At 60.5% G+C, this 3,788-nt stretch carries 2 protein-coding genes; one reads left to right on the plus strand and one right to left on the minus strand.

Annotation, left to right across the window (positions count from 1 at the left end; translation table 11 throughout):
- Positions 1–2,236: prolyl oligopeptidase family serine peptidase (locus RMO15_RS31770; protein ID WP_309722859.1), on the minus strand; the 2,236-nt coding region annotated here is incomplete at its 3' end.
- A gap of 61 nt (positions 2,237–2,297) precedes the next feature.
- Here RMO15_RS31770 and RMO15_RS31775 point away from each other — a divergent pair.
- A partial coding sequence (locus RMO15_RS31775; protein ID WP_309722862.1) for an O-antigen ligase family protein occupies positions 2,298–3,788 on the plus strand: 1,491 nt, incomplete at its 3' end.

Raw genomic sequence — 3,788 nt, forward strand, 5'->3', positions numbered from 1 at the left:
CTTCTAGGACGCCGCCCATGCCTTCGGTGAGGATTTTGGGGCCGAAGACGCACCAGTCGGGGTAGGGGGTGCCAGACGTAAAGTAGGCCGCTCGCTCGGTGAGGCGAAGGCCCGGAAGGCCCGTGCCGCCAATCGCTCCGACGAGCCCTATCGCCGAGTCTGGGCGCGGGTAGACAAAGAGGCAGGCAAGATCGGGCTGGCGTAAGGCCTTGTTGCCAACCATGATCCCGTCACGGCGTACCTGGATCAGGCACTTCCCTAAGAGCTGCTTCCAAAGCCGGTTCGTGTCGGCGTTGCCGTAGAGGATCACGCTGCGATCTTTTTCGCGCTTTGCGTCGAACTCCATGTCGGGCAAGAGATCGGGCGAGGCGTTGCCGCGGTAGAGAAACTGCTCCGCATCGAAGCGGGCTTTTGTGTAGCTCCAGGCGTTCTCCTCGGGCGTGCCTGCGGTGCCGTAGACCAGCACAAAGCGCTGGGTGAAAGCTTGCTTGAAGGGGCCGGAGCGGCGGTTATTTTTGGACGCTGCGGTGAGTGGCTTGCGTGTTGCTCGCCAGGTACCCCCCGTCTTTTCAAGCGTGAGCGGGCCACCGTCGTGTCGGAGCGTCTGGTTATCCAGAACAACCTCCCGAACCCCAGTAAGTGCCACCGAGAGGCGTGTCGCATTTGTCGTCGTTCCGATAAGCCGTGCTCCCTCGCGGCGAAGCGCGAACGAAGAGACTTCTAGCGGTATTTCTTGTTGCTCAATGGTTGCCCAGGCATTGGTGGCGCTGACTGCCGGGTTGACCGTGACAAGCGCGGCGGTTTCTGGGGACTCCTCGCGGCGGCAGGCGGCAAAAAGACGGTTCATCGGGGGCCAGTCCACGCAGGCCGCCCCCGGCGTTTTCTCGTCGTTGTCCCACCAGTGGCCCGCACCGGGCTCCTCATGCCAGAGGACACGGGGATGCTTGATCGCTTCGAGCTCCTTGCGCATTGTCCGCGCTTCCGTTACGGGGACATTGTCATCGGCATCGCCGTGCACCACGTAGATTGCGGTCTGTTTGAGGTTTTCCTTGAAAAGAAGCGTGTCGTACTGATTGGCGGCGCGGCTAAAAATGGTGCTGATCGGGCCTGTACTGGTGGGACGGTTGGCACCGCCGTAGCTACCGAAGCTGATCCATCCCGCACTGGGACCGATCACGGCAAACTGGCCGGGAAAGAGCGAGCCCAGGGACCAAGTTCCGTGGCCCCCCATTGAGTGCCCGGTCAGATAGCGCTGCGCGGGGTCGTGTGGGTAGCGCTTCTGGGCATCCGCGAAGACCTCCAAGGCATCTAGGCGGCCCCAGTCTTCCCAGTCGAAGCCAAAAGGACGGCGATTGGTGGCTGCGATGAGAGTCATGTTCTCTTTGGCCCCATACGCCTCCGCCTGGCCCTGTGCCTGGACACTGGCACCATGGAGCGAGAGGATCAGCGCGCTGTCGGGAGCGGGTTTTTGCGCGGGATTGACGGCGTAGTACTGCACAGAGCCGTCAATCTGGCTGATAAATGTGCGCTTGTGCGTTAGGGTTGGCTTGCGAATGCGTAGCTTGAAGCTGGCGTTCGCCCCGCTGGCTTCCAGCACTACCGGAAACTCCTCGCCTACTACGCCCTTCGGAATGGTTATCTGAAATGCCGCCTTGCGCACGGAGAGTGGGGGCAGTGGCGGGAGGGGAGTGGCGTGGCCATTGGCAAACAGTTTTAGCCCTCGCTGGGTCTTCTCGCTGGCATTGACCACGACAACACTGGCCCAGAGCGGGCCACTCTCGCCAAGAACGATATCGGGCTGGGTTAGCTCTGCGGTATTGATCGAGATCGGGGCGGTCACGGGAACCAGCTTGCCGGAAAAACGCCCTCGCCCCACGGGAAAGAGAAGCTCGTTCTTGCCCGCATTTAGCCGTATAGGGACTGTGATTCGGTTGTCGCTATAGACATCCCCGATGCGTGGCTCGCCATTGATATAGGCCATGCTATGTCCGCTTGCAGCTAGGAGAAAGATCTGGGGCGCACTGAGCTCTACCGTGAACCGTAACATGCCAAGGCCTCGCCCGGTAAACTCCCCCGACTCGCTTGCCGTGATCGGCGACCAGGAAATGCCCTCCAGCCCCTCACTCGAAAGTATCTTTGCCTGGAGATTGTCTGCCGAAAACGCAAAACGTCCGCCTCGTCCCCCGTTCGGAGCGGCGACCAAACCCTGACGAAACTCTATCACTGCTTGCTTCATGGCTCGCATTGTACCTGGTGTACCTGGGCTTGGTGGTCTGGCACAGAGTATAATGAACGCTGTGCCAATATCCCTGAAAACTGCTCTGGTCGCCTTACTTGCTATTCTTGCTTGCGCTGGTAGCATTGCTTTCAAGCCTTTTGGGATCGCGTTGGTAGTGGGCAGTGTCGCGTTATTTGTCTGCTCGACATTGATCCGCCGCCCGATTGTTGGCTTCTGGCTGATGCTTGTCTTCTTTCCAATCTTTCCCCTATTCCGATCCTGGGCTGAGCTGAACCTGCCGCTGGTGCTGATGGGCAGTAAGTTCTGGCCCGATGCGCTCTTGGCGCTGATCTGGATCGGGATCGTCATGCAGGCAACTCTCCAGCGGCGGCGGCTAAAGCTCTACGGCGACGACTGGCCCGCGCTGGTGTGGATTGTCGTGGTGGCCTATGGCTCCCTGATCGCCTTCAAGAACCAGCATCCCTTTGTCCTGCTCTTTGGCTGGCACTACGCCCTTCCGCCCGTGCTGGGCTATCTTGCCATCCGCCAGATTCGCCCCAGTGCCCGTGATGCCAGCCGAACCGTTCGGCTTTTGCTGGGAACCTATGTCGTCTTGACCGTTCTCTCCCTCGTGGATTTTGTGGTACACCCTGAGTTTATTGCCAAGCTTGCCGAGACAGCCCGGCCCGAGGTTTCAAAGTGGGCGATGAACGTGGATAGCGGCATTGGGAGCGCGGTGGAGTTCTGGAAGCGCTACGCCCGGATGCAGTCGCTGCTCTTTGAGGAGAATGTCTTTGGCTCACTCTCGGCGTTTGTCTCGCTCTACTGCTTGAGCTGGTTTACGCTGAATCGCCGTGCTGTGGGACGCTTCTTTTGGCTCTGGGCGCTGAGTACAGCGGCTCTGTTGCTGTCCGTCTCGCGCGGGAGTACCGTGGGCTGGGTGGTGGGCGTGATCGTGCTTCTGATTCTCTGGCGGCGCTACTCCTGGCGCTTGACCGTAATGTTTAGCTCCGTGACCGTGCTTGCCGCCGGGCTATTTCTCCTTCTTTCGGACAGTCCCAAGGTAAAGTTCTGGATGCAGATGATCGAGAATACCGGGGTGCTCGACGGTAAGTTTGGCCAAGACCGTGCCCATCAGTGGAAGGCGGGACTGGAGATTTTCCTGGCACACCCCTCTGGCACGGGGCTTGGTTCGGCGGGCTATGCGGCCTCACGCTCTGGGGCGGCTTCTACCATCGTCGCGGATGGTAACTACATCGCGTATCTGGCCGAGCTGGGAATCCCTGGAGCGATTGGCCTGATCGCGATGCTCATCGGACTCTTCTGGGTTCTGGGCCGCTGGCAGCGCACCACCGACGATCCCGCACTGAAGGCTCTGGGCATGGCCCTGATTGCCTATCTGGCAGGAGAGTGCGTCCACGCGGTCAGCGCCAATGTCTTCGAGTACTACTACACCTGGCCGGTCTTCTGGATGCTCGTGGGGGTGTATGTGTGTCGGTGTGAGGCGGGGTGGCCCTCCTCCCCCAGCCCCTCCTCCCAACCCTGCGGAGGCGGGCTGGGGGAGGGGAGC

It is taken from the genome of Armatimonas sp. (assembly GCF_031410135.1).
Lineage (GTDB): Bacteria > Armatimonadota > Armatimonadia > Armatimonadales > Armatimonadaceae > Armatimonas.